Here is a 215-nt window from a genome sequence, read left to right on the forward strand (position 1 = left end):
GGAAGCATTTTTCGTAGAAGTTCCTCTTCGGCTAACGTCAGCGTCTTAGGTGAGCACTTACCATTAATCCAGCGATTAAGAGTCTCGCGACTCCACTCATTTTTACCAACTTTTCTAAGCAGTTCAGCCACGTACTTCTGGTCATAGATTTCCAGCACCTGCCCGAGCAGCTTTTTATCATTTTCCTGTCGCAGTTGTTCTTCCGCTTCTGCTTT

Annotated in this window: 1 protein-coding gene; it reads right to left on the reverse strand. The window is 45.6% G+C overall.

Annotated features, from left to right (window positions below; translation table 11 throughout):
* A partial coding sequence (locus tag CW751_RS15165) for a hypothetical protein (protein ID WP_205677854.1) occupies window positions 1–215 on the reverse strand: 215 nt, incomplete at both ends.

The organism is Brumimicrobium salinarum (assembly GCF_002844555.1).
GTDB lineage: Bacteria > Bacteroidota > Bacteroidia > Flavobacteriales_D > Crocinitomicaceae > Brumimicrobium > Brumimicrobium salinarum.